Source organism: Mycolicibacterium brisbanense (assembly GCF_001570425.1).
GTDB lineage: Bacteria > Actinomycetota > Actinomycetes > Mycobacteriales > Mycobacteriaceae > Mycobacterium > Mycobacterium brisbanense.
On sequence record NZ_BCSX01000021.1, the window covers coordinates 312223 to 333946 of the forward strand.

Annotated in this window: 21 protein-coding genes and 1 riboswitch; of the genes, 6 read left to right on the forward strand and 15 right to left on the reverse strand. The window is 64.5% G+C overall.

Translation table 11 applies throughout. The features are described 5' to 3' along the window. Positions 1-16 precede the first annotated feature (16 nt). From RMCB_RS11295 to RMCB_RS11320, 6 genes are all read right to left on the reverse strand, one after another. Positions 17-1369, reverse strand: coding sequence for an MFS transporter (locus tag RMCB_RS11295; protein ID WP_062828831.1), 1353 nt, complete (start codon positions 1367-1369; stop codon positions 17-19). Positions 1370-1438: 69 nt separating this feature from the next. Further along, complete coding sequence (locus RMCB_RS11300; RefSeq protein ID WP_062828832.1) at positions 1439-2179, reverse strand: SDR family NAD(P)-dependent oxidoreductase; 741 nt, start codon at positions 2177-2179, stop codon at positions 1439-1441. A gap of 58 nt (positions 2180-2237) precedes the next feature. Further along, positions 2238-2600, reverse strand: a complete 363-nt coding sequence (locus tag RMCB_RS11305; protein ID WP_062828833.1) for a nuclear transport factor 2 family protein — start codon at positions 2598-2600, stop codon at positions 2238-2240. A 40-nt stretch (positions 2601-2640) separates the two neighbouring features. Further along, entirely contained in the window at positions 2641-3150 is a 510-nt protein-coding gene (locus RMCB_RS11310) for a MarR family winged helix-turn-helix transcriptional regulator (RefSeq protein ID WP_029370250.1), read from the reverse strand. Between the two features lie 48 nt (positions 3151-3198). After that, complete coding sequence (locus RMCB_RS11315) at positions 3199-3498, reverse strand: hypothetical protein (RefSeq protein ID WP_062828834.1); 300 nt, start codon at positions 3496-3498, stop codon at positions 3199-3201. A 1-nt stretch (position 3499) separates the two neighbouring features. Continuing rightward, entirely contained in the window at positions 3500-4156 is a 657-nt protein-coding gene (locus tag RMCB_RS11320) for a DJ-1/PfpI family protein (RefSeq protein WP_062828835.1), read from the reverse strand. Positions 4157-4232: 76 nt separating this feature from the next. Between RMCB_RS11320 and RMCB_RS11325 the strand changes: the two genes are divergently transcribed. The 3 genes from RMCB_RS11325 to RMCB_RS11335 all read left to right on the forward strand — a co-directional run bounded on the left by RMCB_RS11325 (position 4233) and on the right by RMCB_RS11335 (position 7031). Next, positions 4233-5249, forward strand: a complete 1017-nt coding sequence (locus tag RMCB_RS11325; protein WP_084388435.1) for a GlxA family transcriptional regulator — start codon at positions 4233-4235, stop codon at positions 5247-5249. 58 nt (positions 5250-5307) lie between these two features. Next, positions 5308-5814, forward strand: a complete 507-nt coding sequence (locus tag RMCB_RS11330; protein WP_062828836.1) for a hypothetical protein — start codon at positions 5308-5310, stop codon at positions 5812-5814. Positions 5815-5897: 83 nt separating this feature from the next. Continuing rightward, positions 5898-7031: a DUF2652 domain-containing protein gene (locus RMCB_RS11335; RefSeq protein WP_062828837.1), complete on the forward strand. Its 1134-nt coding sequence runs from the start codon at positions 5898-5900 to the stop codon at positions 7029-7031. 2 nt (positions 7032-7033) lie between these two features. On the opposite strand, the gene RMCB_RS11340 is transcribed toward RMCB_RS11335, so the two are convergent. From RMCB_RS11340 to RMCB_RS11360, 5 genes are all read right to left on the reverse strand, one after another. Next, complete coding sequence (locus RMCB_RS11340) at positions 7034-7531, reverse strand: GNAT family N-acetyltransferase (protein ID WP_165606276.1); 498 nt, start codon at positions 7529-7531, stop codon at positions 7034-7036. A gap of 249 nt (positions 7532-7780) precedes the next feature. After that, complete coding sequence (locus RMCB_RS11345; protein ID WP_062828933.1) at positions 7781-8506, reverse strand: Type 1 glutamine amidotransferase-like domain-containing protein; 726 nt, start codon at positions 8504-8506, stop codon at positions 7781-7783. A gap of 204 nt (positions 8507-8710) precedes the next feature. Further along, the gene (locus RMCB_RS11350; RefSeq protein ID WP_062828839.1) at positions 8711-9253 is read right to left on the reverse strand and encodes a GNAT family N-acetyltransferase; all 543 of its coding nucleotides are present in this window, start codon (positions 9251-9253) and stop codon (positions 8711-8713) included. Between the two features lie 91 nt (positions 9254-9344). Then, positions 9345-10190: a bifunctional 5,10-methylenetetrahydrofolate dehydrogenase/5,10-methenyltetrahydrofolate cyclohydrolase gene (locus tag RMCB_RS11355; protein ID WP_062828840.1), complete on the reverse strand. Its 846-nt coding sequence runs from the start codon at positions 10188-10190 to the stop codon at positions 9345-9347. Positions 10191-10208: 18 nt separating this feature from the next. Beyond that, a riboswitch (ZMP/ZTP riboswitch) is annotated at positions 10209-10287 on the reverse strand. A 49-nt stretch (positions 10288-10336) separates the two neighbouring features. Then, positions 10337-11920: a PucR family transcriptional regulator gene (locus RMCB_RS11360; protein WP_062828841.1), complete on the reverse strand. Its 1584-nt coding sequence runs from the start codon at positions 11918-11920 to the stop codon at positions 10337-10339. 129 nt (positions 11921-12049) lie between these two features. Here RMCB_RS11360 and RMCB_RS11365 point away from each other — a divergent pair, with 129 nt between their 5' ends. Then, positions 12050-14113: a hydantoinase/oxoprolinase family protein gene (locus tag RMCB_RS11365; protein WP_062828842.1), complete on the forward strand. Its 2064-nt coding sequence runs from the start codon at positions 12050-12052 to the stop codon at positions 14111-14113. Then, a complete protein-coding gene (locus RMCB_RS11370; protein WP_029370241.1) occupies positions 14110-16077 on the forward strand; it encodes a hydantoinase B/oxoprolinase family protein in 1968 nt (655 codons plus the stop codon). The genes RMCB_RS11365 and RMCB_RS11370 overlap by 4 nt, the downstream gene beginning before the upstream one ends. 89 nt (positions 16078-16166) lie before the next feature. Here RMCB_RS11370 and RMCB_RS11375 read toward each other — a convergent pair whose 3' ends face one another. Genes RMCB_RS11375 through RMCB_RS11385 form a run of 3 tightly spaced genes read right to left on the reverse strand, consistent with a single transcriptional unit; the run spans position 16167 to position 18765 of the window. Further along, a complete protein-coding gene (locus tag RMCB_RS11375; protein WP_062828843.1) occupies positions 16167-17345 on the reverse strand; it encodes an acetyl-CoA C-acetyltransferase in 1179 nt (392 codons plus the stop codon). Then, positions 17345-18001 carry a 3-oxoacid CoA-transferase subunit B gene (locus RMCB_RS11380; protein ID WP_062828844.1) on the reverse strand — a complete coding sequence of 219 codons (657 nt, stop codon included), beginning with the start codon at positions 17999-18001 and terminating at the stop codon, positions 17345-17347. Before RMCB_RS11380 ends, RMCB_RS11375 begins: the two co-directional genes overlap by 1 nt. A 2-nt stretch (positions 18002-18003) precedes the next feature. Next, a complete protein-coding gene (locus RMCB_RS11385; RefSeq protein WP_062828845.1) occupies positions 18004-18765 on the reverse strand; it encodes a CoA transferase subunit A in 762 nt (253 codons plus the stop codon). A 168-nt stretch (positions 18766-18933) separates the two neighbouring features. On the opposite strand from RMCB_RS11385, the gene RMCB_RS11390 reads away from it, so the two are divergent. Beyond that, on the forward strand, positions 18934-19695 hold the full coding sequence (locus RMCB_RS11390; RefSeq protein ID WP_062828846.1) for an IclR family transcriptional regulator: 762 nt from the start codon (positions 18934-18936) through the stop codon (positions 19693-19695). A 21-nt stretch (positions 19696-19716) separates the two neighbouring features. On the opposite strand, the gene RMCB_RS11395 is transcribed toward RMCB_RS11390, so the two are convergent. Then, positions 19717-21564 (reverse strand): sigma-54-dependent Fis family transcriptional regulator, encoded by a 1848-nt coding sequence (locus RMCB_RS11395; RefSeq protein WP_062828847.1) that lies wholly within the window; start codon positions 21562-21564, stop codon positions 19717-19719. Positions 21565-21724 lie beyond the last annotated feature (160 nt).

Consider the following 21724-nt stretch of genomic DNA (forward strand, 5'->3'; position numbering starts at 1 on the left):
GTCGTTCGCGGTCCAGTCAGCGGCCGGAGGCCGGAGCCAGGGGATTGCACATCCGGGCGACGACCAGAGTCGTCACCGTCACCCCGACCGCTCCGGCAGCCAGCGAACCTGAGTAGCCGAACGGTGCCGCAAGCGCCGCCAACACGGCGATGCCGAGCCCGGAGCCGAGCGCGAAGGCCACCTCCTGCACCACCCCCACCTGCGATACCGCGCCGGCGGGAGCCGCCACGAACAACGCCGTGGTGCCGAGCGTGCCGATCACACCGAAGCCCGCGCCGATCAGCAGCAGGGCCGGGCCGATCACCGCAGGATCGGTTGCGGCCCAAGCCAGCCCGGCCGCTTGCAGCATCAGTGCCGCCGGCAGGACCAGGCCGCGGCGGTCGATCCGGGCAAGCATCGGCGCCACGATGCCGCCGACCGTGGTCGCGATCGCCTGCCACAGCAACACGAGCCCGGTCGCCGAAGCCGACCACCCCCGGTCGTTCTGCAGATGCAGGCTGGTCAGGTAGATCGCCCCGAGGGTGACCCCGGCCGAGACGATGATCGTCGCCACCGCTGCCGAGAAGCCCCGATCCCCGAACAGGTCCACCCGCAGCAGTGGGTCCCGCAGTCGCCGCTGGGCCCGCAGGAACACGGTCAGGACGACCGCGCCGGCCAGCCCGACGAGCGCGCCGACCGCCGGGACGAACGGCAGGCGTTGCACGCCGTACACCGTGACGCCGAGCCCGAGCGCCGCGACCATCACCCATCCCGGATGCCACATCGGCGTCACATCGGCCCGGGTGTTCGGCACCTTCGCCCAGGTGAGGAGCGCGCCGATCGTCGCTATCGGTACGCAGATCCAGAACACCCATTGCCAGCCCCAGTGATCGGTGAGGTAGCCGCCGACGAGCGGGCCGATGGTATTGGCGGCACCGAACACGGCGACCCAGAGGCCGTTCGCCAGCGTCCGGGCGTGACCTGTGAATAGCGCGCCGATGGTGGACACCACGTTCGCCAGGATCAGCGCGCCGGCGATGCCAAGGCCGAGTCGCGCCGCGAGCAGCCCGGGGGCCGGCAGTACCGGGGCCGCCGTGCTGAGCAGCGCGAAGGCCGTCATGCCCGCGACCAGAGCGCGGCGCCGTCCAGACCGGTCGCCCCACCTCGCGGCCGGCACGATCGCGGCCGCCACGGCGAGGGGGTAGATGTTGACGACCCACGACTGGTCCGCCGGGGCGATCCCGAGATCGCGGGCAAGCCTGGGCAGGGCGGTGTTGATCATGCTGACCGCGAGACTCTGCGCGAGGATTCCCACGAGCAGCGGAATCATCACCGGCCACGAGATCCGATCGGTCGCCCGCGGCAACCCCTTATCGCACGGTGTCGTCACACTCCGATGGTGTCAGGTCGTTGTCCGGCCATCCGCGCTCCCCTCATGGTCGGACCGCAGTCGTGGACTTCAGACCTGGATCATCCCGCCGTCGACGGCCAACTCCGTACCGGTCATGAAGCTGCTCTGGTCCGAGGCCAGGAACAGCACCGCGGACGCGATCTCCTCGGGTCGTCCCAACCGCTTCATCGGCACCTGGGCAGCCATGCTGTCGAGCAGATTCTGCTTCTGGTCGGCAGGTGCCAGACCGGTGAGTCCAGGGGTGTCGATCGGGCCGGGGACGACGGTGTTGACCCGGATCTTGCGGTCGGCCAGTTCTGCGGCCCATGTGCGGCCGAGCGACCGAATCGCCGCCTTGGATGCCGCGTAGAGGCCGAATGCCGGCGTCCCTTCGCTCGCCGCGGTGGAGCCGGCGAGGATGACCGACGCGCCATCATTGAGCAGCGGCAGCATCTTCTGCACGGTGAACACCGTGCCCGCGACGTTGCGATCGAAACTGTCCCGGTAGTGCTCCGGGGTCACATCGGCCAGGGTGGCAAAATCGCCGCCACCCGCGTTCGCGAAGACGACGTCGAGCCCCCGGCCGCGCTTGGCGATTTCGGCGGCCAAGGCGTCGAGTTCCTCGGGTTTGCTGATGTCGCTCTTCACGCCGTGGGCGCCGATCGAATCGGCTGCCTCGTCAAGACGTGTCCGGTCGCGTCCGGTGATGAACACGTAGGCACCTTCGCCGGCCAACCGCTTCGCAGTCGCCAGACCGATTCCCGCGGTTCCACCGGTGACGAGTGCTGTCTTGCCGTCGAGCTGTCCCATGGTTGGGCTCCGTTCTGTGGGTACGTTGACAGGTGCTGCAACATAGGTGATTAGTCACCTATTCCTGCGGATCGAGCACCGTCCACAAGCGACTGATCCGATCGTCGGATATCTCGGCCACGTCGAAGCCCGATGCCACGGTGTGGTCGTCCTGGGTACGCACTTCCCAGGCCAGGAAACCCAGCCCGCGGGTTTGACGCACCGCTCCGGCCTTGACGAAATGCAGGCCAGTCAGTTTTGCTTGCAGCTCCGCCGCTTTGCCATTGAGTTCGTCGTGGCCCGTTACGACGCCGTCGTCGTCGGTCCACCGCACGTCATCCGCATAGGTCGTCGCGATCGCGTCGGCGCGGCGCTGAGGATCGCGCTCATCGAACACGGCCAGCAGGTTGGCCTCCATCAGCCGGGTGACCACGTCACTCATAGTCCCGCTCCTCACTAGTTAGGTGATTTCTCACTGAATGCTAGCTTGGCGGAGGCGGAAGCGAACTGTTGTGATTGAGATTGACGTGGATGTGCTCGAGTGCCTCGGTGAACGGTCCGAGCAGGTTCTCGGGCAGGGGATCGAAGAACAGTCTGCGCACCAGATCCACATGGGCGGGTGCGGCGTCTTCGATGGCCCGCCGACCGCCCGGGGTGAGTCCGACGATGGTGGTACGCGCGTCCGAGGCCCCGGCGCGGCGCTCGGTCAGCCCACGGTCTTCCATGCGCCGCAAGTGATGTGACAGCCTGCTGCGTTCCCAACCGATCTCGGCCGCCAGGTCGCTGATGCGCATGCCCTCGTTGCGCTCACCGCTCAGGGCGACGAGAACGTCGTAGTCGGCCAGCGACAGATCTGAATCGGCCTGCAGCTGACGGTTCATCTCGTAGCGCATCCGCAGCTGCACGCGCATGTAGGCGATCCACGCGCGCTGTTGCTTCGGTGTCAGCCATTCCTGCTTGCGTGATGTGCCCCGTACTTTTCTTGGCGTCACGTCCGTCAGTATGACGCCATGCCGACGGTCGGAAAATGTGGCGACGCTTCAGTGGCGACGCGTACCGGTCACTCTGGATCGAGGCAACCGGCCGGCGCGTGAGTGTCCGGTCATCTCGTCCCCGCCAATCGTCACGTCGAACTCGAGGTTCAGCCGCATCGGCTTGGTCACTTTCTGCCGCCATGTCACGCGGTTGCCATTCTGCGAAACATCCTGCAGTTCAACACTGTCACCCTTCAGGGTGGCCGTGCCGGTGACGCCGTCGGCGGTGTCGCGGAACGCATATTCCACGGCCAACGAGCCGATCGGCGTTTTGATGGTGACGTCCCAGTCTCCGACAATGGTCATCTCACAGCTCCCCCGGCTCGATTCCTGAGCGCCTCCACACGGTGCCGCGCCGTTCGTACTCGAAGAGTTTCTCCACGGCGTGCGCGATCCGCGGCCCAAAGGAACGTTCCAACAGATAGAGGCCCAGATCGAGGCCAGAGGTGACTCCACCGGCACTGATCAGATCGCCGTCGTCCACCACCCGGGCACTCACCGCATTGACACCGGCCGCGTCGAGTACGTCCATTCCCAAGTAATGGGTTGTGGCGTAGCGGTTGTCGATCAGCCCGCCCATCGCCACGACTATCGAGCCGCCGCAGACCGTTGCCACCGTGATCCCCGGATCTCCGAAGGCTCTTTCCAGCAACGGGGTAAGCGCTGTTTGGGCTGCCCGCGCCAGCAAGACCGGAATGGTCTCGACACCGTCGTCCGGATCACCGTCGATCGGTCCGCTCGCGCCCGGAACCACCACGTAACCCGGCCTGGTCGGATCCAACGTGCCGGTGGCCGCCAGGCTCAAACCCTCTGTGCCACTGACTACTTGACGGGGCCCCTCGGCAGACACCAATTCCACCGTGAAGCCGCCGCCGAGGGCCCGCGCGCCCGCCACGAGCACTTCGAAGGGTGCGATGACATCGAGTGGGTCGAACTTGTCGAAGAGAACGATTTGTGCGTACACACCTGGCGATGTTGGTCGATGCCGACTGCCGCGGCCACTGGCTAGATAGACATATAACGCTGTTATGTTGCCAACCATGCATCGGATTGCCGTCGTTGCACTACCCAACAGCGTCGCCTCTGACATCGCGACACCGATCGACGTGTTCAGCCGTGTCGAGCTGCCCGACGGCAGCGCCGGCTATGACGTGCAGGTGTGCGGTACTGCACCCGAAGTGAATGCCGGACCGATGCGCATTGCCACCGACCGTGGACTCGACCTGTTGAGGTATGTAGATACCATCGTCGTTCCGGGTTGTCATGATCCTCTCGCAAAGGTGCCCCAAGAGCTGATCGCAGCCCTGAAACTGGCCTACGACAACGGTGTTCGCCTGGCGTCCATATGCACCGGCGCCTTCGTTCTCGCTGCGACGGGGCTGCTCGACGGCAAGCGGGCAACCACGCACTGGCTCGGAGCGTCCAGTTTCCAAAAGGCCTATCCCGACGTCGACCTCGACCCCGATGTGCTCTACGTCGATGAAGGCCAAATCCTGACGTCGGCTGGCGCCTCGGCGGGTTTGGACTTGTGCCTACACATCGTGGGCCGCGATTGCGGTGCCGCCGTCGCCGCCCAGTCGGCGAGGATGGCCGTCGCGCCGCTGCACCGCAGCGGCGGGCAAGCGCAATTCATCGTCCGCAATCAGCGACCACTCAACACCGAACTCGGTGAGCTGATCAATTGGATCGAAATCCACGCCCATGAGCCGCTCACGCTTCGCAACATTGCCGCCCAGGCGTCGACGACCATCCGAACGCTCAATCGCCGGTTCCAGGCCGAGATCCGGCAGACGCCAATGCAATGGGTCATCGGCGTGCGAATACGGCACGCCCAACAGCTACTGGAGCGCACCTCCGAGAGCATCGAAACCATCAGCGGCCAAGTCGGTTTCACGTCTACCGCGAACTTTCGCGATCAGTTCAAGAGAATCGTCGGAGTACCGCCCCAGACCTATCGCACGACATTTCGCCAACAAACACCAATCGTGCGTCCCGATGACATCGGCACTCCCAGACGCTCGGGCACCGCCTCGATGCACCGACCTCGGAACACCTGAGCGGTCACCTACCAGAGTCAGCGATCCCGCACCGAGCTGTTGGCAATAGCATGAACCCGTGCTGCTGCGCCTGACCGATGACACCCTCGTGCATTTGGCACCTGGGATGTACGACTGGTGCATGCTGCTCGAGTTTGCCTTTGACGGTCAACCGGCGGCTACCCAATTGATCGCGGCGGTGCTGGAGCATCCTCGCTGGCGCGACGACTGCATGAGTCCGTGGACCGGCCCATGTGACGTTCACGGTCCATACCGGTTGGAAACCATTGCTGTCGAAGGATTTCAACGGTGCACCGTGGCGACCGCTTGGGAGATCCTGGTCGACTGGCCGGCGACGGACCTCAATCCGTGGGTGAGTGAGTCACTGCTGCTGTCGCGGGAGATTCTCGGGGCGTGGGTCGCGCCGCTGCTGGTCAGTGCCGATGAGCTCTATCGGCTCACCGTGCCGAGGGAGGGCAACGCGCATGAGTTCGGATGGGTCGTCGGGCAGCGAGGTTTTCACGAGTTCATCGCGATCGACCGTGCGCGCAGCACCCTTACGGTGATTATCGCCACCGACGATTGATCGGAGTTCTGCTGACATCACGCTCTCCGAATCGGTCATGCAGAGACTAAAATGCATGGCGAACGCAGCGCCGAGGTCGGGTGATGGAGGCGAACGTGCAAGTCGATTACCAGACGCGCACCGGGCACCTGTTGCTGGCCGACATCTCGGGATACACAAACTTCCTGACCAGCACCGAGCTGGAACACGCGCAGTCGATCATCCGCGAGTTGATCACGCTCGTGCGCGATCAACTTGCTCCTCCGATGCGGTTTGTGCAGGCGGAAGGCGATGCGGTGTTCTGTTACGCCGACGACTCGACTTTCGGGGACGGGGAACGTCTCGTCGAGCTGATCGAAGTGTGCTACTACGAATTTTCGAATCGCTTGCTGAACATGTCACGCAATACAACGTGTTCCTGCGCCGCGTGCGCGGCGATCGGAACGCTGGATTTGAAGTTCATCTGTCATTTCGGGACGTTTGTGGTCGATCGGACGGAGAGCGGTGTCGACGTTGCCGGCGCCGACGTCATACTGGTGCATCGCCTGCTCAAGAACACCGTCGCCGAGCGCACGGGTTTGAAGGCATACGCTGCGCTCACTTCCGCGTGCGTTCAGCGGCTGGGATTGCCGACGAAAATGCCTCTCCTGGAAGAACATTACGAATCGTTCGGCACCACGACGATCGGAGTTCATGACCTCAAGCCGGCCCTCGCCGCCATGCAAGACAGTCACCGACGCTATGTGCGACCCGAGGATGCCGACTTCACAGCCAGTGTCGAGGTCCCGATCCCTCCGGTTGAGGCGTGGCACTATTACCTCAACCCGGTGCAACGTCAGCGATGGAAGTGCCGCTACTTCAGCAAGAAGCCGGACGTACCGACGCGAAATACCAAGGGGCGTATAGGAGCCGGCGCGGCCATGCATTGTAGCCACGGTCCAGGAACGGCCCGATGGGAATTCGTTGATTGGCGACCCTTCACCAGCGTCACCCACGAAGTGACCGCGCCGCCGTTGGGCCCGTACCTTGGCCTTCATGACGAGATCAATACCTTTGACTTCGTCCCGACGGCCGAAGGAGGAACACGGGTCGTGTACCGCGTGCGGCTCAAGAACCGCAGCCGGCTGACTCTGTTGACTTACCGCATCCAACGTCGTTGGCTGAACGCGTTCGACCGCCGCGCCCACCAGGTCCTACTCGAGATCATCGCGGAAGACGCAGTCAAGCAACCGATCTGACGTCAAGCCGGTAGCCGCCACATCGGGAAGATGGTCGGCGAACCGGCAATCGTCAACTCGCCCACAGTCTGAAAGCCATGGCGCTCGTACAGCCGCCGGTTCTCTGGAGAGGACGCCTCGAGATAGGCCGGCAGCTTTTCACGGTCCGCCTTCGCGAGCACCGCCGCTAGTAGTCGCGAGCCGATGCCCCGCCGTTGGGCGGCGGGCTCGACGCCCATGAATGCCAGGTACCAGCAGACATCTGCCGGGTGGTGTTCGTCGATCATCTGGAACAGTTGCGTCATTCGTGCCCGAGCAGCGTCGCCGCCCGCCGTGGCGAGAAGGGCTTCGTTGAACGTCTGGGCCTCCTCAGCGGTGACCACTTGCCGACCCGGCGGAAGCCACAGCGCAGCTCCTAAGCCCTGATCGGCCGCGTACACACCACCATGCGGCCAGCACGCCGCGACGAACCGTGCGTAGAAGGCCGCTGTGCTCGACCGACGTTGCGCGTCGTCGGGCACCAACCAGCGGTACACCGGGTCATCGAAGAAGGCTCTGCACAGCGTCGTGACAACTTGCGAGCGTTCATCCGAAGTCGCCGGGTGGGGTTCTGTCGTCGCAGTCGGCATCGTCCCATCATGATCCCGGGAGCTCGACAGGACATGAGTAGCGCGCTACTCGAAGCCGAACAACGTTGTCTCAGGAACATGGCGGATCTGTCCGTGTGCTCTCTGGCCTGCTGAACCCGCCGCGCTCGACCCTAACGACGACTACAGCTTCCTGGTGTCGAGCCGCGTCTCGACGACTACGCCATCCCTGGCGTCAATGAAATATGCTGCGGCGCCGTCATGCTCGGATACCGCTTCCGCAAACTCGGTCCCGCGGTACAGCACACCGGCACCATCGTCGGTGGCATACGCAGCGGGCAACACCTCTTCGCCGACAAGCCTGTGCAACAGCGACCGGCGCTGATCCTCGGAGTCGTAATGTACGCCGTTGGCGTAAGGCACGAAGCCCAGACCGTTGGTTACCGGTTGCAGTTGTGGACCGAACGAGTCTGTCGTTCCACCAACGTGCCAACAGATCGATCCGGCTGAGATGCCGGTGAGCACCACGCCGGCCTGCCAGGCAGCCTGCAGCGCGGTGTCGACACCGTGCAATCGCCACATCGCCAACAAGCCGGCGACACTGCCGCCGAACACCCACACCACGTCCTGAGCCAGCAGATGCGCGGTGATGTCATCGACGCTCGGCATCGGAAACAGAGACAGGTGCGACGGGGTAAAACCGCTAGCCTGTGCGGCCTCGGTGAGATAGTGCAGAACCGCCTTGTCATCGCCCATCGCGGTGGCCAACAAGCAGATTCGAGGTGATCGGCCCGTCACGCCCGAGAGATCTACTGCGAACTCTGTCAGCGCGGTGAAGGCGAATCGGGTACGGCGACCCGAGGTGATACCACCGCTGGTCGCCAGAATGGTCGGCACATCCGCAGGCATAGGGCGACCGTATGCGCCGCCTTCACGGTCAGCAACCGAGTTTGGCAGCCGGGCCCGGTTGCCCATCGCCATCGGTCGGAATGCATCGATTCAGGCGGCTATGTCTCCGCGAGGTGACCATCCCCGAGTTCACGCCCGAGCTGGGCCAAATGATGGTGTCGACGCTTGACATCGTCATTGAGAGGCTCGCACGTTCTGACGGGTCTACCAGAGATCACCCGGTCGCCAGTCGCAGATCAGAGCGGCGTCCGGGACAAGTGGTTTGCTCGGGTTGTCGGGATCGAAAAGATAGATCCGGTCAGCGGTGTCGTAGGTGTCAATGATGCCCGTTGGGCCATCAGCCTGGGTGTGTCCAGTCCAAAGTCGCCAGCCGCGAGCGGCATAGAAAGCTGCCGCAGTCTCGACCGCATTGAGGGCACCGAGCTCATGGCGCGCACTGATGACCCGTTCTGCATGGTCCATGACGACGCGGCCCAGACCACGACCCTGTTGGTCGGAGCGAACCGCGACCGCTTCGATGTAGCCGGTGTCGAAAGCAATGCCGTGGTAACGCAAAGTTCTGGGCACGACGGAAGCGAATCCGATCAACGCTTCATCGTCGTGAAGCACGATGTGCACTCCGTCGACGGCATGCAGCCAGTCGTGGGATCGGAACTGAGATCCGAATGCGGTGCGCACCAACGCTTCGGCTGCACCAAGCTGGGCTGTGCTGAGTTCGCCAGGCTCGGTTACCAACACCTCAACCATGAGGGCAGCGTGTCATGCGACCGCTGCTTTTTCGTGGCGCGCCACGGTGGTGTCGCGTAACTAAATCTCCCTGTCCCCCGATGGGCGGCCGTCAGCTTGGGGTGACCCGTTCGGCCGCGTCGACCGTTTGGGCCAGCAATACGGCGATGGTGGTGGGTCCGACGCCGCCAGGAACCGGGGTGATGAGGCAGGCACGCTCAGCGGCGGCGCGGTATTCCACGTCGCCGACATTGCCGGGGTTATAGCCCGCGTCGATGACAACGGCACCGGGCTTGATCCAGTCGCCTTTGATCAGCTCGGGCCGACCAACTGCGGCAACCACGATGTCGGCGGCGGCGACAACGGCCGACAGGTTGGTGGTTTTGGAGTGGCAGTACGTCACCGTGGCGTCGCGGCCCAACAGCAGCATCCCGACCGGCTTGCCCAAGATGGGGCTGCGGCCGATGACAACGGCATGCTGACCAGCGGGATCGACATCGTAGGCATCCAGTAGACGCATGATGCCTCCTGGTGTACAGGACTGAAACCCTCTGCCACCCAATGCCATAGCGGAGAATGAGGCGAGAGTAACCCCGTCGACGTCCTTGTCCGGGGTGATCGCTTCGAAGACCTCGCGCTCGTCTATCTGTGCCGGCATGGGGTGCTGTACCAGGATGCCGTCAACGGCGTCGTCGTGGGCCAGCTCGGTGACGAGCTCGACTACCTGGCACGTGCCGGCAGTCTGCGGAAGCTGGTGGTGCCGGGAATCCAAGCCGGTGGTTCGACAGCGGTTGCCCTTCATACGCACATAGGTATGTGAGGCAGGATCATCACCCACGAGCACGGTCGCCAAGCACGGTTTACGACCATGTGATCGTTCGAACTTCGCGGCACGTTGACGCGTCTCGTCCAGAATTCGCTTCGCGACGGCAGTGCCGTCGATAACAGTCGCGCGCATGAAGACTCCTCAGAAGTTGAGGAGCACCCAGGCGGTCGATGCGTCCTGAATTCAGCTTCCCGGTGGTCCCCCACCTGCGCCAGTCGCCTCGCCTCATTCTACGGCTGGGGCCAGGAGACAGGACACTCCGACGGGAAGGGGCCGCCTCACCGAGCTCTCGTATCGCCGATCGCGGAAAGGTCGCCCTCGAGCGCGAGTACCTCGAGGCTCAGGTGGATGGCGGTGATCAGCGCGGGCGAGCGCAACGACTCGCCGAACATCGACTCGACGCGTTTCACTCTGTGCCGCACGGTATTCGGATGTACGTTGAGTGCCTTCGCTGTTGCCACGACATCGAGGTCATGGCTGAAGAACGTGCGGATGAAGTCCAGGTACCCATCGTGCCGCCCGAGGACGGCGAGCTGTTCGGTGGCCTTGGCTGTGGTGGTCTCCCGGTGTTGTCCGGTCAAGAGCCAGTCCGCGATGCCAACGTCTTCGAACTTGGTGTGGCGAAGGTTTCGGGTTTGCGCAGCCCGCAGTGCGCGCTGTGCGTTTCTGAGACGTTCGGGACCGGTGCGCACATCTTGGAACGGCTCGGAGAAACCGCAGACGGTACCTTCCGGTTGGTTGGCGATCCAGCCGTTGACGGCGGGCACATCCGCCGCGAGCACACCGATCAGCTGATCGGTGTGCTGTGCGAACATCACCGGCAGGCGCATCAATCGCGCGAGATCGAGCGCGTCGGCCTCCAGTGCGTCGAGCGCGGTCGCGGCGCGCGTCACCCAGCGTCCGGCGTCGTAACCGTCCGAGGGAGACATTGCGAACACCCGCAACTGGGGCCGGTGCCCGAACCGAAGCGACTCCAAATGTCCTTCGGCGCTGAATTGATCGATGATCTCACCGGCAACCAGCTCGCGCACAAACGCCGCCTGGCGGGCCCTGTTCTCCACCGCCGCCCGATACCGCGACCGCTCGATCGCGTTGAGCAGCCGGACGGAGACCTGGAGGATCGATCGGGCCAGAGCGTCGGGAACCTCGTGCCGGGTCGAGGCGATCACCAGCCAATGTGGTTCTCCTCCAGGCTCAATCGGGTCGGCGGTAACCGACCACTTGCCGACGCTGAACCGTAGATGGCCGCTGCGGCCACGCAGTTGGGACCGCATCAGATGTGCCGGTGCCTTGCCGGAGGATGCGACGACGTCACCCAACTCGTTGTACAGCAGTACGCTGCAACGCAATATCGCGGCCAGGCGGGATATCAACTCCTGCTCGGGATCAGCGGCGCCCAGCGCGTCGAGTAGCTGATCCTGCATCTGCAACGCCCGCCGCAAGGAGTGCGACTCGACTGAATGAGTTTGTTCCGCAACACGATCGATCACCGTCATGAAGGCCACTTCACGGGGCACGGTGAATACCGGGAAGTGATGACGGTTCGCCTCGTCCACCAACGCTCGAGGCACGTCATCGGTGACAACCCCGAGTCCGTACCCGAGAGCGGCGACGCCGGCCGAGACCAGCTCGCGCACCAGGCCGCGGAGCGCTTGCGCTGCCTTACCGCTCTTGGCCTCATGGCCGTACAGCGAACCCGTCGTCAGCATCACTGTTCCAGGCTGCAGCCATTCGGACGGATGGGCGATCTCGATCGCGTGCGCGCCCGACAGTGGTACGTGCGGATTGCAGTCGCTCACCAGGACGAGGCCGAGGGACTGATCCAACAGCAGATCGACCAGGCGGAAATCGTCATTCTCCACAGTTGCGGCGGCCTCACCCCGGACGGTCAAAAACTCCAATCTGAGTGTAGTCGACAGTCACTTTCTCCAATTGGCTGCGGATTAGTGCAGCTCAATACTTGAGCACACTTCACCAGAGGAGGCTTACCAATGAAGCAGAACACAGCCACGAAGACCCTTCGTGTTGCTGTCGACGTGGGTGGGACGTTTACCGACGTGTGCATCTTCGACGAGCGTGACCAGAGCACGCGCGTCGCCAAGGTGCCATCTACCCCACACGACCCCATGGAAGCGGTCGTCGCCGGTGTGCGATCGACCGGTGTCGATCTTTCGGCGGTGGCCCTGTTCTCGCACGGCACGACGGTGGCCACCAACGCGTTGATCACGCGCCGTTTTCCAGCCGCCGCGATGGTGTGCAGCGAGGGGTTCCGCGACATCCTGGAGATCCGCGATGGCACGAAAGACGAACTCTGGGATTCCTACGTCGACGTCGGCGCCCCGTACATCAAGCGGCGAAACCGGTACGAGGTACCGGAGCGGATCGACTACGTCGGATCGATCGTCACACCCCTCGACGAAGACAAGGCGCGCGACGTCGCACGCATCCTGCGGCGTAAAGGTGTGCTGACCGTGGCGGTGTGCTTCATGAACTCCTACGTCAACGACACCCACGAACGGCGGATGCGCGACATTCTCATCGACGAGATCCCCGGAGTCACCGTGTCGACGTCAAGTGAGATCCTGCCGGAAATATTCGAATATGACCGCGCGTCAACAACAGTGGCCAACGCGGTGCTCGCCCCGCTGGTGAGTGGTTACGTGAACCGACTGGAAGGATCCCTGCGCGCCGACGGCTACGACGGCGACCTGCTGTTGTTGCACTCCGGCGGCGGATCGATGACGCCGGCCATGGTCGACCGCTATCCGGTGCGGTTGGCCGCCTCGGGTATTGCCGCGGGCGCCATCGCGGTGGCCGACATTGCTTCCCGCTGTGGATACCCGAATGCGATCGGCCTCGACATGGGCGGGACCAGTACGGACATCTCACTGGTCTACGACGGCGAGATCCGCACCACCAAACGCTGGCAGGTCGAGTACGGCTTCCCGATCTGCTTCCCCAGCATCGAGGTACTCACCATCGGCGCAGGCGGCGGCTCACTCGCGTGGATCGACGAGGCCGGCTCCCTGCGGAATGGACCGCAATCCGCCGGGGCCGCACCCGGCCCGGCCTGCTACCGGCGCGGCGGCACCGAACCGACCAACACCGACGCCAACCTGGTACTCGGTCGGCTGGGTGAGTCACTGATCGGCGGCGAACTGACGCTCGACGCCGACGCGGCGCGCGAAGCCGTGCGCAGCGGCATCGCTGAGCGCCTCGACCTTGATGTCGATACCGCCGCATCGAATGTCATCCAGGTCGCCAATGCCAACATGGCCGACGCAGTGCGACTGTTGTCCATCCGCCGCGGGTACGACCCCAGGGACTTCGTCCTGGTGGTGTGTGGCGGCGCCGGCGCACTCCACGGTGCCGCCCTCGCCAAGGAGCTGTCGATCCCCACGGTCGTGGTGCCGGCCCATCCTGGAATCACCTCGGCCCAAGGGTGCTTGCTCGTCGACATCCGGCACGACCTGTCGGCGATGTTCCAGCGCATCGCTTCCGACGTCAACCCGGCAGAGCTCGAAGCCGAATTCGCACAGCTGGAAAAGGAAGGCCTCGCCCGGCTACGGCACGAGGGGGTCGATGAGAGTCGCATGCGTATCGACCGCTCGATCAGCATGCGCTACGCGGGACAATGGCGGTCGCTGAGCGTCACGGCAGACAACCGCGAAGGGTTCCTGGACCGTGCGGTCGAACTCTTTCACGAAGAGCACGAACGCGACTACTCGTTCCGCCGCGACGACGTGGCCGTCGAGATCTACCAAATCGGCGTTCGCGCCATCGGTGAAACCCCGAAACCCCGCTTCCCCCAGCAGAACACGTCGGACGCACCCGCACCGTCGCCGCTGGCAATTCGTCAGGTCTACTTCGACGAGGTCGGCGGGCGAATGCCGACGCCGGTCTTCGACCGCGACGAGCTGATCGCCGGAAACGCGGTCGACGGGCCCGCCATCATCGACCAGCTCGACTCGACCACCGTCATACCGCCGGCGACCACCGCCGTCGTCGACGAGTGGGCCAACATTCGAATCCACATCCATCAGGAGCAGCAGTGAACGCCGCCAACACCACCCGCCGCCTCGATCCGGTTACGTTCGAGGTGCTCAAGAACGCATTCGTGACCTCGGTCGACCTGATGAGTGAGCAGATCTTGCGTACCTGCTACTCGTTCGTCATCTACAGCCGCGACTTCTCCTCGGCGTTGTGTGACGCCCAGGGCAACACCGTCATGCAGGGCAGCCAAGACATCGCAGTGCACGTCGGAACGCTGCATTTCCAATGCAAAGCCGTGCTCGAAGAGTTCGGCGACGATATCAACCGCGGTGACGTCTTCTGCGTGAACGATCCCTACCGAGGTGGCACTCACCTCAATGACGTCAGCTTCATCCGGCCGATCTTCGCCGACGGCCAGCTGATCGGATTCGCCCAGAACAAGGGACACTGGGCCGATATCGGCGGCAGCGTCCCCGGATCTTTCGACGTCACCGCCACTGAGCATTTCGCCGAGGGGCTGCGCATTACGCCCGTTCGCGTTTGGCACGAGGGCCGTTTTCTCGCAGATGTCGCCAAACTACTGGTGGCCAACACGCGGGCTCCGGACATCAGCTTGGGCGATCTGCACGCCCAGGCGGAAGCGACCGGCGTGTGTGAGCGCGAGATTCACCGACTGGTCGCCAAATACGGCCGGGACACCGTCGTCGAAGCCATGGCCGAGGTACAGGACTATGTGGAGCGCATCATCCGCCAACGCGTCGCAGAACTCCCCGACGGCGAGTGGGTGACCGAGGACTACCTCGACTCGGATCCTTCGAAACCCGAAGGGATGGTACCGATTCGGGTGAAGATGACCATCGAGGGTGATCAGCTCAGTTATGACCTCTCCGGTAGCGCCCCCGCGGTGGCGAGTTTCCTCAATTGCGGGTACGGCACGGCCTTCTCCGGAATCGTCGCGGGCACGAAGACCTTCTTTCCCGACGTTCCGCTGAACTCCGGTCTCTACGCCGCCATCAATACCGATATCGGACCCGAAGGCACCGTGGTCAATGCCGGCTGGCCGATCGCGGTGACCGGATTCTGTTCTGGCCCTTACGAAAAGATCATGAACGCCATATTCGAACTGTGGTCGGCGATCATGCCCGAGCGAGCCATCGCATGCTCGTTCAACCTTGAATACCTTCTGGTCGGCGGCCGCGACGCTCGAGGCGACGAACGTCCGTTCTTCATGTGGTACGACTGGATGGCCGGAGGTTGGGGAGGGCGCAGTACCAAGGACGGATCGACCGCGACGGCACCGGTGTTCGGTGTGGGACTGGCCGTTCAGCCGTGCGAGGGGCAAGAACGCCTGACTCCGGTGCTGACGACCAAGCACGCGATCATCCCCGATTCCGGCGGACCGGGTAAGTACCGCGGCGGCTGCGGTGTGACCAAAGGCGGCACCCTCACCGATTGCGAGAACACCGTGATGTCCTATTGCTGCGACCGATCCCGGTCGGTCACCTGGGGTATCAACGGCGGGCTCCCCTCCATTCCTCACGGCGTCTGGCTCAACCGTGGAACGGCCGAAGAAGCCTTTCTGGGATCCGTGTTCTCCAGCGTTGCGGTGCAGGCCGGCGACACCTTCGAGCGGCCGTCGGCAGGCGGTGGAGGACTCGGCGATCCCCTCGACCGCGCTCCGGAGGCTGTTCTGGAGGACGTGATCGACGGCTATGTGACCATTGCCGGCGGCGCCCGCGACTACGGTGTGGTGATCACGCCGATCGACCCGGAGATCGACGAGTACGAGATCGACCGCAGCGCAACGGAAGCGCTCCGCGCCGAGATCCGGGCAGCTCGCAAACAGTGGCTCGACGTCGACCCTGCGGAGGTCGCCGCCCGATTCCGGGACCGAGAACTAGACACCTTCGATCTGGTGCGCCGCTACGGCGTCGTGGTCGACTGGGGCACCGGTGAGCTGCTCCCGAACACCACCAAACAATTCCGCGATCTGCTGCAGGTGCGCGCCGCCGAACATTGGGGATGACGATGCGTGCGGCCGGGCCCGGGTACGGCGCCATCGCCGTGCCCAGGCCCGGCCGTCATCGGCTTCGTCTAAGCCCCTACCGACGGCTTTCAGCTCCGAAGTATGAGCGCCGATCCTTGTCCCCCACCGCCGCAGAGCGCTGCCACCCCGGTCCCTCCGCCGCGGCGCTGCAGTTCCAACGCCAGGTGCAGGACGATGCGTGCGCCGGACATGCCCAGCGGGTGGCCGATCGAGATGGCGCCGCCGTTGACGTTGACCTTCTCCGGGTCGAGGCCCAGCGCGCAGGTCGATTCGATACCCACTGCGGCAAACGCTTCGTTGATCTCTACGACATCGAGTGTGGCCGGGTCGATTCCGTCGATCTCGCACGCCGCGGCGATGGCGTTCGCCGGTTGCAGTTGCAACGTCGAATCGGGCCCGGCGACCGTGCCGTGCGCGCCGATCTCGGCGATCCAGCTCAGACCGAGCTCGATGGCCTTGGCCTTGCTCATCACGACCACGGCCGCCGCACCGTCGTTCATGGTCGAAGCATTTCCCGCGGTGACGGTTCCGTCGGGGATGAACGCCGGCCGCAAGCGGGCCAGCGAGTCGGCGGTGGTGTCGGCGCGGACACCTTCGTCCTGGGTGACCTGAACCGGATCACCCTTGCGCTGCGGGATGGCAACGGGCACGACTTCGTCGTCGAAGATGCCGTTCTTCCAGGCCGCTGCGGCGCGCTGCTGCGACACCGCAGCGAATTCGTCCTGCTCGGAACGCGACAAGGCGTTGACGCTGTCGGTGAGAGCGCCCATCGCCTGATCGGTGAACACGTCGCGCAATCCGTCGACGGCAACGTGATCTCGCAGCGTCACGTCGCCGTATCTGACTCCGGCACGGGAGTTTTCGAGTAGGTGCGGCGCCTGCGACATGGACTCCTGACCACCGGCGACGATGACATCGAACGCCCCGGCCCGGATGAGCTGATCGGCCAGGGCGATGGCGTCCAAACCGGACAGGCACACCTTGTTGATCGTCAGGGCAGGCACCGTCATCGGAATGCCGCCGGCGACCGCCGCCTGCCGGGCCGGGATCTGACCCGCGCCCGCGGTCAGTACCTGACCCATGATCACGTACTGCACCTGCGACCCGGAGATGCCCGCCTTGGCAAGCGCCGCCGCGATGGCGATGCCGCCGAGCTCCGCGGCGGAGCGGGTGGCCAACGCCCCCATGAACTTTCCGATCGGGGTGCGGGCTCCGGCGACCAGAACGGTAGTGGTGTCAGCAGTCATCACAGCTGCACCTCCAGCTCGGCGCCGGTCGCGGCGATCACATCGGCGAGGGTGACGGCGGGAGCCAGTTCGCGCAGGATGAGGCTTCCGTCTGCGGGGACATCGATTACACCGAGATTGGTGATGATGCGGTCGACGACGCCCTGTCCGGTCAACGGCAACGTGCACGCGTCGAGGATCTTGGGTGCGCCGCTGCGGTCGGTGTGTTCCATGACGACGATGACCCGCGCCGCGCCATGGACCAAATCCATTGCGCCGCCCATACCTTTCACCATCTTGCCCGGCACCATCCAATTCGCCAGATCACCGTTGCGAGACACCTGCATGGCGCCGAGCACGGCAGTGTCGATGTGGCCACCGCGGATCATCCCGAACGAGGTCGCAGAATCGAAGAACGCGGCACCGGCGTTGACGGTGACTGTTTCCTTGCCCGCGTTGATGAGGTCGGCGTCGACGCTGTCCTCGTCCGGGTATCCGCCTGTGCCGAGAATTCCGTTCTCCGAGTGCAGGATTACCCGCACTCCCGGCCCGAGATAACTGGGGATCAGAGTAGGCAACCCGATGCCGAGGTTGACGTACTGCCCGTCGACCATCTCGGCGGCCGCGCGTGCGGCGATCTGATTACGGGTCCAGCCGGATGCGAGCGTCGCAGTCATCCTCAGGCTCCTTCAGCGGTACGGACAGTGCGCTTCTCGATGCGCTTGTTCTGCGGTCCGGTGTGTACGACGCGTTGGACGAAGACACCCGGGAGATGCACCTGGCCCGGATCGATCGCGCCGGGCTCGACGAGCTCCTCGACCTGGGCGATGGTGACGCGCCCGGCCATCGCAGCGAGCGGATTGAAGTTCATCGCGGTCTTCTCGAACACAAGGTTTCCGTCGGTGTCGCCGAGCCGGGCATGCACGAGGGCGAAGTCGGCGTTGATGGCCTCCTCGAGCACGTATCGCTTGTCGCCGAACACCCGGGTCTCCTTGGGAGGCGACGCGATGGCCACCGAACCGTCGGCCGCGTACCGCCATGGCATACCGCCGTCGGCAACAGGGGTGCCGACGCCTGCGGGGGTGAAGAACGCGGGAATCCCGGTACCGCCGGCCCGCAGTCGCTCAGCCAGCGTGCCCTGCGGCGTCAATTCGACTTCCAGTTCGCCGGCCAGATACTGCCGCGCGAACTCCTTGTTCTCCCCGACGTAGGAGGCCGTTACCCGACGGATCCGGCCCAGCGACAACAGGACTCCCAGCCCGTGGTCGTCGACGCCGCAATTGTTGGAGAACACTTCGAGATCAGTGGTCGATGAGTCGGCGATGGCCGCGATGAGCGCATCCGGGATACCGCACAAACCGAAACCGCCGACCGCGAGGGTCGCCCCCGTCGCGATGTCGGCGACCGCCTCCGCGGCGCTGCCGTAGACCTTCGATGGCATCGATGCCCTTCCTTTCCGACCACTGGACAGACGCGATCCGTTGTGGTGCCGATACTGCTTCTTCGCAGGTCCAAGGCACAAGTATTCTTGGCAAGTTCGCCGACATTGCTCGGATGATGACCGCAAGACCGGCGTGCGTCCACTCTATGAACGCATACAATCGCCCGCATGGAAGACAAGGGAACGCAGGTGCTGGCGCGTGCCGCGGCGCTGCTGCGCGCCATCGGCGGCGGTGAGTCGACGGGGATGTCGACCACGGAAATCGCCCGCACCGCCGCGTTGCCCCGGCCCACCGCGCACCGTCTGCTCACGGCACTCAGTGCGGAGGGATTGGTCGATCGCGACTCGGCCACCGGAATGTGGTCACTCGGCCCGGAGCTCTATCTCCTCGGGGCGGGCGCTGCCCAGCGCTACGACATCACCGACCAATCCCGCGACGTCATCGAACGCCTGGCCCGGGAAACCGGCGAGAGCGCCTTCCTGTCGGCCCGCCGCGGTGACGAAACCGTATGCATACTCAGCAGAGAGGGCAGCTTCCCGTTGCGATCCCACGTGCTGCACGAGGGCATTCGTTTCCCGCTCGGAGTCGCCTCCGCCGGGTTGGCGATCCTCAGTCACCTGCCCGACCGCGACATCGACGACTACTTCGCCCGATCAGACCTCGAACCACGCTGGACCCCAAGCCATTCCGAAGCCGCCATCCGCGAACGGATCGCCGCCACCCGCACCACCGGCTACGCAGTGAATCCCGGCCTTCTCGTCGAAGGCAGCTGGGGAATGGGCGCGGCTGTCTTCGACCGAAACAATCGCCCCGCCTGGGCGCTGAGCCTCACCGGCGTCGAAACCCGGTTCCGCGCGGACCGACGGGCGGAGATGGGTGCGCTGCTCCTCGAACTCGCGCACGAGCTGACATTGCGGCTTCGGAGGTGATCGGTTGGCCCGCTGGGCAAATCAGGCGACAATGCCGTACGTTTTGACCTTCCGGTACAGGCTCGACCGCGACATGCCCAGATGAGCAGCGGCCGCAACACGATTGCCGCCACTGTCACGCAACGCTGCAACAATCGCGTCGCGTTCGGCCGCTTCCAGCGGCGTCAGCGCATGGCGCGACGCGGTCTGGCAGTACCCAGGCAGATCAGATTCTTGAATCTCGCCCACCGGCCGGCGCCGAAGCGCGTGGACCAGCGCCTCGCGCAGCTGAGAAATGTTGCGCGGCCAGGAGTATCGCGCGATCAAACGCTGCGCCGCAGGACTGAGTCTCACCTTTCGGTCAGGCGCGACCCCCCGCAGTAACGCTGCGGTGAGCGCTGGGAGATCGTCGGTCCGGCACCGCAGCGGCGGGATCGTTATGGACGCCTCGAAGTGGTGCAGGAGTTCGCGGAACGGCAGGTCGGTTGTCGCCGCAGAATCCGAACCCGTGGCCACCACCCACACCGGCCCGTTCGCCGCGGCCACCGCGGTCAGGTACGCATCCAGCCGTTCGACGCCATCAGTACTCGCCTGATCGATGTCGCGGATGATGTGCAGCGTCGGCTCGGAGGACTCGCCGAGCAACGAGCTGAGGTCGGAAGGCGCACCGTCGACTCCCAACTGGCCGGCATCTACCGAAATCGCTCTTCCCCCTGGGTACACCGAGTGGAACAACTCGGCCACCAGGGTGAATTTTCCTGACCCCGGCTCACCCACGACGAGCGCGGGCCGGCCTCGTTCGAGCGCCTGTCGCAGGTCACCGCATGCCCGCATCCAGGCCGGCGTGGAGCCGCCCGCCAGAGAGTCGCGCGAACGCCACAAGCCGCCGACGATCTGCGATGTCTGCGGCGTCGCAACCGCAACCTGGGGCAACTGCTGCTCACTGAAGTCATCCGGCGAGCCAGGCTGACTCGATGTCACCAGATCTGCGATCACCACCATGCCGGCCACCTCGGCGCCGGCCAGGATCCGGGTTCCGCGAACATGAACCAGGCGGTGCCCCGGCAGGGCGATCGTGTCGCTGACCCGATCCTTGCCCGCCATCAGGAACATCGCGTGCTCACGCATGATGCGCTGTTCCTCAGCGTCGAACATCTGCTGCGCAACGGCGCTGGCCACGAATACTGAGTCTCCGAACGCGAACACGGCCTGGCGCGCGGAGCGCGCGACGACCTTGAGATAGGTCTCGAAGATCGCTCGCTGTGCTTGGCCGCGGTCAAGCAGAAAATTGCGCCCGATGTCCTTCGCGGCACTCTTGACGAGGGTGTGCATCAGTGGACTCCACGAGGACGACAGCGTCGAGATGTCCAGCACGCCCTCGACACGGCCAGTCACCGGGTCGATGACCGGGGCACCGGTGCACGCGAACAAGTGCAGATTCTCGCTGAAGTGCTCCGGGCCCACCACGCTGATGGGCTGCCCTGCTTCGAACACCGTGCCGATTCCGTTGGTTCCCATCGACGACTCGGCATAGCTGAATCCAGGTGCCAGATGGACCCGGTCGAGTAGCCGAGCGACCGCCGATGAGCTGTCGATGCGCTGTACGACTCTCGCTTTCTTGTCGGTCAGCGCAATCACCAGGGGCATATCCGCCGTGTCGACTTGGAGCTGCTGCAACACCGGCCGCGCACACCGCACGAGCAGCGAGGATGCGTCGATCTCATCGGTGAACTGCGCGTCCGGATGCGAAATATCCACGCCCGCAGCCTGACTGCGCTCCCACGACGCGACGACGACGTCTGAGACCCCTGCGGCGCCGCTCCCGCCGTACTCGAGGAAATCCGCACGGGCGGCCGCCACCCGCAACATCCGGGCGGAGCTGTCGGGCATGGCTCACCTCCTGAGGTCATGTCCAGTCTGAACGAGACGCGCATCACAGCCAAGGAGATCGGTGTCCGATTTTGGGACACCTGCCGCGGCTGAGACATGGGCAACGCTCTATGCAGCGGTGTGGCGCACAGCACAAATGCCACCCCACTCCACGCATTCA

Bases quoted from the DNA above. Each gene is read 5' to 3' on its own strand.
- RMCB_RS11355 (WP_062828840.1), bottom strand. From the start codon at position 10,190: ATGCGCGCGACTGTTATCGACGGCACTGCCGTCGCGAAGCGAATTCTG.
- RMCB_RS11305 (WP_062828833.1), bottom strand. From the start codon at position 2,600: ATGAGTGACGTGGTCACCCGGCTGATGGAGGCCAACCTGCTGGCCGTG.
- RMCB_RS11345 (WP_062828933.1), bottom strand. From the start codon at position 8,506: ATGCCTGCGGATGTGCCGACCATTCTGGCGACCAGCGGTGGTATCACC.
- RMCB_RS11375 (WP_062828843.1), bottom strand. From the start codon at position 17,345: ATGACTGCTGACACCACTACCGTTCTGGTCGCCGGAGCCCGCACCCCG.
- RMCB_RS11395 (WP_062828847.1), bottom strand. From the start codon at position 21,564: ATGCCCGACAGCTCCGCCCGGATGTTGCGGGTGGCGGCCGCCCGTGCG.
- RMCB_RS11390 (WP_062828846.1), top strand. From the start codon at position 18,934: ATGGAAGACAAGGGAACGCAGGTGCTGGCGCGTGCCGCGGCGCTGCTG.
- RMCB_RS11315 (WP_062828834.1), bottom strand. From the start codon at position 3,498: ATGACCATTGTCGGAGACTGGGACGTCACCATCAAAACGCCGATCGGC.
- RMCB_RS11350 (WP_062828839.1), bottom strand. From the start codon at position 9,253: ATGGTTGAGGTGTTGGTAACCGAGCCTGGCGAACTCAGCACAGCCCAG.
- RMCB_RS11365 (WP_062828842.1), top strand. From the start codon at position 12,050: ATGAAGCAGAACACAGCCACGAAGACCCTTCGTGTTGCTGTCGACGTG.
- RMCB_RS11385 (WP_062828845.1), bottom strand. From the start codon at position 18,765: ATGCCATCGAAGGTCTACGGCAGCGCCGCGGAGGCGGTCGCCGACATC.
- RMCB_RS11300 (WP_062828832.1), bottom strand. From the start codon at position 2,179: ATGGGACAGCTCGACGGCAAGACAGCACTCGTCACCGGTGGAACCGCG.
- RMCB_RS11380 (WP_062828844.1), bottom strand. From the start codon at position 18,001: ATGACTGCGACGCTCGCATCCGGCTGGACCCGTAATCAGATCGCCGCA.
- RMCB_RS11335 (WP_062828837.1), top strand. From the start codon at position 5,898: ATGGAGGCGAACGTGCAAGTCGATTACCAGACGCGCACCGGGCACCTG.
- RMCB_RS11325 (WP_084388435.1), top strand. From the start codon at position 4,233: ATGCATCGGATTGCCGTCGTTGCACTACCCAACAGCGTCGCCTCTGAC.